This window comes from Streptomyces sp. NPDC051172 (assembly GCF_040682555.1).
Taxonomy (GTDB): domain Bacteria; phylum Actinomycetota; class Actinomycetes; order Streptomycetales; family Streptomycetaceae; genus Streptomyces.
Genome location: NZ_JBFBBE010000248.1, coordinates 1 through 4,512, shown reverse-complemented (window position 1 = coordinate 4,512; position 4,512 = coordinate 1). Strand labels below are relative to the sequence as shown.

Genomic DNA, 4,512 nt, shown 5'->3' with positions numbered 1-4,512 from the left:
AACCCGCCACCGAACGCGTCACCTACACCCTCCAGCTCCACCCACTCACACCACGACCGCAGTCATCCTGAAACGATCAAGGAAGCGACGTTGCGGGGCGGCTTACCGCAATGGCCAGCGCCCGATCGGACGGTCTTGGTCGTCGGCCGGGGGCACGCCCGGTGTCTGGTCAACCGGTGACGGTCGCGCCTTGCGGCCGAGTCCAGCTCGGCGGCAACCGCGGTCGCATCGACAGTTGCCACTGTGGCCGCAACATCCGCACCCCAAGGCGGGCCTCGTGGGTCGCTATCTCCTGCCCGTGTCCGCCGTCGTGCGATTCGGTCGTCGACCGGAGCGGTCGGCGCGGCGCAGCCGAACACCTCATATTCGGCCGGGACGTCAGGCATCACGGCCGTGTCCCATTCCCCCGTCGCGAGGACAGATTTCAGATGAAGCCAGGACCCCTCAAGGCTCTCGGTGCCGCCACGCTCGGTCTCTTCGTCGCGGCAGCCTGGGCCGGTACCGCGTCCGCGGCCACCGCAGTTGTCGAGTCGGCCGCAGACACCGCCGTCGCAGCGTGGCAGACGTTTCCCGTTCAGCAGGTCGGCCAGTTGGCTCCTGCGGGCGGCCCGGTCGTCCGTGGTGCCGACGAGATGATGAACAGTCAACTACCGCAACGGGTAGGTAGGACGGCGGACATGGCTTTGGACGACAAGGGCAACAAGGGCCTGCTCGGCCTCGTGCCCCCTGGGGTGATTCCGGCCAAGAGCCTCTCCCTCGGCCGCTGACGAGGGGGCCCCGTGAGCCAGTGCGCGACCACGACAACCAGAGGCCACGTCACGCCACCGACGAGCAGAAGGCGGCTTCGACAGCGGCGCTGGACGTCCCCGTCGACATCGCCACGGCGGACCCCGCGACGGTGTTTCCCATGGTGTCGATCACGCCGCAGCGAGTCATCAATGACAGCCCGCTCGGTTGGGTGGCCCAGATCCGTGGCACGAACGAGCAGTACGTGTACGCGCGCACGTTCCTCAACCGCAGCGGGCCGCCCTACGGATGGCTGCTAGCTGGGGCCGGCTTGTACGAGTGCCGAGACGTCGGGGTGCAAGGGAAGTTCTCGTGCTTCTTCGAGGTCAAGGGCACCTTCCGCCGCAGGGTGCGGTTGGTGACCCCCGAGGAAGCCGCACGGATGGCGAGCCGTATGGGAGCGCGACCGGCCGAGTGACGGAACGCTAGGCGCCTCGGGCTACGGAGTCGGGGTGGCCGGTGAACAGACACATCGACGGCTATGCACTGCCGCCGACGGCAACCTTGTTGGGTCTGTCACCGCTGCCACCAGCGCCACGCGGGCCGTCCCAGTACACGATTCTCAGCAGCCAGTAGCAGCCGAGGAGCGCGTACCAGCCCAGGACGAGCTCCCACCACAGCACCCAGACCAGCAGCTTCATCGAGAAGACGCACAGTCCGGCGAATCCGCCGGCCGGCCCCGAAGACGGGCACTGAAACCCGCAACGGCCCGATGCCGCCGGAAAGTCGCACTCCCATGACGCCCTCGTCTCTCGCGCGTCCCCTGCGCGTGGATGCCCGGGATCGTAGCCGGGTGACGGCTCGCCCTTGGGGAGTTCAGGAAGAACCACCCATCGGGCGGAATTCCGTGCGCTGGTCAGCCGCCCTTCTGCCTGGTGATGACGGCAGCCGTCACATCGACGAACACGTTCCGCGCCACTCCGCCCTCGGCCCTCGCCAACTCCCGGAGTCGTCCCCGCCCCTCCTCGTCAGGCTCGGCGTCCGCCGCAGCCAGGAGCCGTCGCGCCACCTCGTCGACGAACTGCTCCGCCGTCGGCCGCTGACCGCGGCCCCGCCCTCGTTTGTGGCTGAGGACGGGGAGCACGTTACGCACACTTACCCGGCGTTAACAGACTGCCGCGTCATCAGTAGTCTGAACGACGTTGTACTGGTTGTACACGAACCTGTTCCATGCGAAGTGGTTGCCGCATCCGTAATTATTCGGGTTGCTCCAGAATTCCTGCTGTGACGTGTTGTTCCACGGGGGAGTATCCACGCACCAGAGGTTTGAGGCGCCAGAAGGCCCGCATTCTTCGAGCGTCACGGTCCAACCGCTGTGGCTCGCGCGAAACGAATCCCATACCCACAGATAGCCGAAATACTCGTTACATGAGCGGGAGTAGTACTGCTTCAACGAGGCTGCGGTCTGACCCCCGACAGTCACGTAGGCGGTCGGCCCAAACTGCGTGACATCGGAGCATCCAGACGGAGTAGCGGCACTTGCGCTCCCCGTGAAGCCCACGACCGGAGCAATGGAAATAGCCGCGACCGCGATAAATCGCGAGATCAATCGGCGCATGAAACTTCCCCCTCTAGTGCCTGATGCAGACGAATTGCTGAATTCGAAGCGGGTGCGCACTTTTACGTGCGGCAAAGGTGCGCCTTCAATTCGTCGAGATCCTAGGGGTGGCACGCATCGTGTGGAGTGTCTGGATGCACAGTGACGAAGGGGTTGCGGTGCCGAAGTGCACAGTGAGCCGGGAGCGCGCAGGCAGGGCCCGGCGATCCGGGCCGCTGCCCTGCATGAGGTCGCGCGTCGGTACATCTGCCGGGAAGCCTGAGTAGACGACTGCGGCCCGCTGCCGGGGGAGTGGCAGCGGGCCGAGGGGCGGCCGGAGCATGGGCCGCGCGAGGGTTGGAGGAAGCGTGGGGCGTCTTCAGCGGGTGCGGGACGCGCCTGGCCCTCCTGACCGCCTGGGGGGGCAGGACCGGGAGGGCCGTCTGCGTTGCTCGCCTCGGCGGGCGCGCTTGCCAACGGTTCAGCCGGGGCGAGCAGCTTGTGGGCCCGTCCGCCCACTCTCGCATGGGGTGCGCGGGCGGACGGGCGTTTTCGGGTGGCGGCCGCCCATGTGGGGGAGCAGGGGCGGCCGCCCCGCCCGCTGCGGCCACCCATGCACACGGCAGCGGACACGGGACTCCACCCATCTGCCACCGGGGGGAGCAGAAAGACGGGGTCGTACACGGGGGGTCAGGCCCTAGTAGGACTCCGTTAGGTCTGCGTGTTGACCTTGCTCAGGGGCACGGTGAGTGTGTGGACGCACATGAAGTGAACCGTGTTCGGGCGATGTTGGCGTTGTTCATGGCGGCGTTTGAGTCCCTGCTTGCCCCGATCAACCGGGGAGCGCCCGGCCTTGTCGTCGCCGGACGGGGCCTTGGTGATGCAGCCGTCTACCGAGATGTCGCCTAACTCCAGGCCGATCACCCGGTCGTACGCCTCCAGGGCGAGAGCGTGGAGCGTTTGGAGATCCCTTGCTCAGCCCACTCCTTGACGCGTCGGTGGATGGTGCGGTCGGAGCATCCAGGTGTCGAGATGCGCTCATAGCCCGAGCCGTGGACCAGGGCGAGCACCACGTGCTCGAAGACCGTCCGGTCGGGAACTCGGCGGCGGTGACAGCAGAGTGGATGGCTCGTAGCGAACTCCTCCCTGGTGGGCAGGGGTGCGGCGAACTGATCCCAGAGGGGTTCGAGCAGGCCAGATGGCAGCGCGGGCACGACTGTCCTTCGTGATCACTGTGGTTGCCTCAACGGTGATCCCTTCCAGATTCCGTTGAGGACAGGGAAGCGAAGACGGTGGAGGCCGCGCTGGTCTGTCGTGCAGAGTGCCGGGAGCGACGCCAGAGGAGTGCGACCCCGATGGCGATCAGGGCGGCCACGGCAACGGCGGGGCCGCCCAGCGTGAGGATCTGCTGGAGAGACGTCGCTGCGGCGTAGCCGACGCCGGCTTCGGCTGTGGCCCACAGGCAGGCGGCGGTGACGCTGTAGGGGGCGATGCGGCGGTAGGGCAGCCGGGTCACCAGTGCAACGCGCCTTCGGTGTCTCAAGGCTGTCGCGTCGGTTGGCTACGAGGCGGTCTTTGTCCCGATGCCGTGGCAGGCACGGATCCCCCGGTGATCGTGAGAACTCCATGATCGGGCGAACCGTGTCTGCCCCGCTACAGCCGCCCAACTCGGCATCTACTGGCGGATGCCCTTAAGTGGCTCACCAGTACGAGATCGGGCTTGTCGACGAGGTCGGCTGGGTGGCGCCCGTTTGCACTACGAGCTCGCTGTCGTAGGCGTGCCCCGGGGTGGCATGGATGTGCCACGGGCCGCCGTGCATGTCCTTACAGGCTACCCCGGTGGACCAGACCCTTGTGTTCGCGGTTATGTCCCAGAGTGTGAACTCCACCGACTGGCAATGGGCAGGGAGAACGTTGATGTAGAAGTCCGGCAGTACGTCACTGCCACTGGCGCTGATGCACGCCGCGATACCGGATCCGTAGGGGTCGCAGCCGCCGCCGCTGGCGGCGCTGGCGGGTGTGGCCGCGAGGAGGCCGGTGGCGGCGATGCCGGCGGCAATGGCTCCGCCTGCGAGCTTTCGGGCGAGGTTCATGGAGTGACTCCGTCGGGAATCTTGAGGCCCGGGGTCATTTGCCTTGGCGCCACCACAGGGGTCGGGGCAGGCCGCGTGCGTCGAGGTACTGCTGGA

Annotated in this window: 6 protein-coding genes and 1 pseudogene; 2 read left to right on the top strand and 5 right to left on the bottom strand. The window is 67.0% G+C overall.

Features of this window, described 5'->3' with window-relative positions; genetic code table 11:
* Positions 1-428: 428 nt before the first annotated feature.
* Positions 429-767, top strand: a complete 339-nt coding sequence (locus AB0N07_RS49785; RefSeq protein ID WP_365847467.1) for a hypothetical protein — start codon at positions 429-431, stop codon at positions 765-767.
* A 20-nt stretch (positions 768-787) separates the two neighbouring features.
* The gene (locus tag AB0N07_RS49780; protein WP_365847465.1) at positions 788-1,204 is read left to right on the top strand and encodes a hypothetical protein; all 417 of its coding nucleotides are present in this window, start codon (positions 788-790) and stop codon (positions 1,202-1,204) included.
* Positions 1,205-1,265: 61 nt separating this feature from the next.
* Here AB0N07_RS49780 and AB0N07_RS49775 read toward each other — a convergent pair whose 3' ends face one another.
* From AB0N07_RS49775 to AB0N07_RS49755, 5 genes and pseudogenes are all read right to left on the bottom strand, one after another.
* Positions 1,266-1,427, bottom strand: a complete 162-nt coding sequence (locus tag AB0N07_RS49775) for a hypothetical protein (protein WP_365847463.1) — start codon at positions 1,425-1,427, stop codon at positions 1,266-1,268.
* A gap of 215 nt (positions 1,428-1,642) precedes the next feature.
* Complete coding sequence (locus AB0N07_RS49770) at positions 1,643-1,870, bottom strand: hypothetical protein (protein ID WP_365847461.1); 228 nt, start codon at positions 1,868-1,870, stop codon at positions 1,643-1,645.
* A 1,260-nt stretch (positions 1,871-3,130) separates the two neighbouring features.
* A pseudogene (locus tag AB0N07_RS49765) lies at positions 3,131-3,537 on the bottom strand (transposase); the annotation flags it as partial.
* A 29-nt stretch (positions 3,538-3,566) separates the two neighbouring features.
* A complete protein-coding gene (locus AB0N07_RS49760; protein WP_365847459.1) occupies positions 3,567-3,839 on the bottom strand; it encodes a hypothetical protein in 273 nt (90 codons plus the stop codon).
* Between the two features lie 184 nt (positions 3,840-4,023).
* Positions 4,024-4,416 carry a hypothetical protein gene (locus AB0N07_RS49755; RefSeq protein ID WP_365847457.1) on the bottom strand — a complete coding sequence of 131 codons (393 nt, stop codon included), beginning with the start codon at positions 4,414-4,416 and terminating at the stop codon, positions 4,024-4,026.
* Positions 4,417-4,512 lie beyond the last annotated feature (96 nt).

What these genes read in the sequence shown, in the direction of transcription:
- AB0N07_RS49785 (WP_365847467.1), top strand. Translation starts at nt 429, where the DNA reads ATGAAGCCAGGACCCCTCAAGGCTCTCGGTGCCGCCACGCTCGGTCTC.
- AB0N07_RS49775 (WP_365847463.1), bottom strand. Translation starts at nt 1,427, where the DNA reads ATGAAGCTGCTGGTCTGGGTGCTGTGGTGGGAGCTCGTCCTGGGCTGG.
- AB0N07_RS49755 (WP_365847457.1), bottom strand. Translation starts at nt 4,416, where the DNA reads ATGAACCTCGCCCGAAAGCTCGCAGGCGGAGCCATTGCCGCCGGCATC.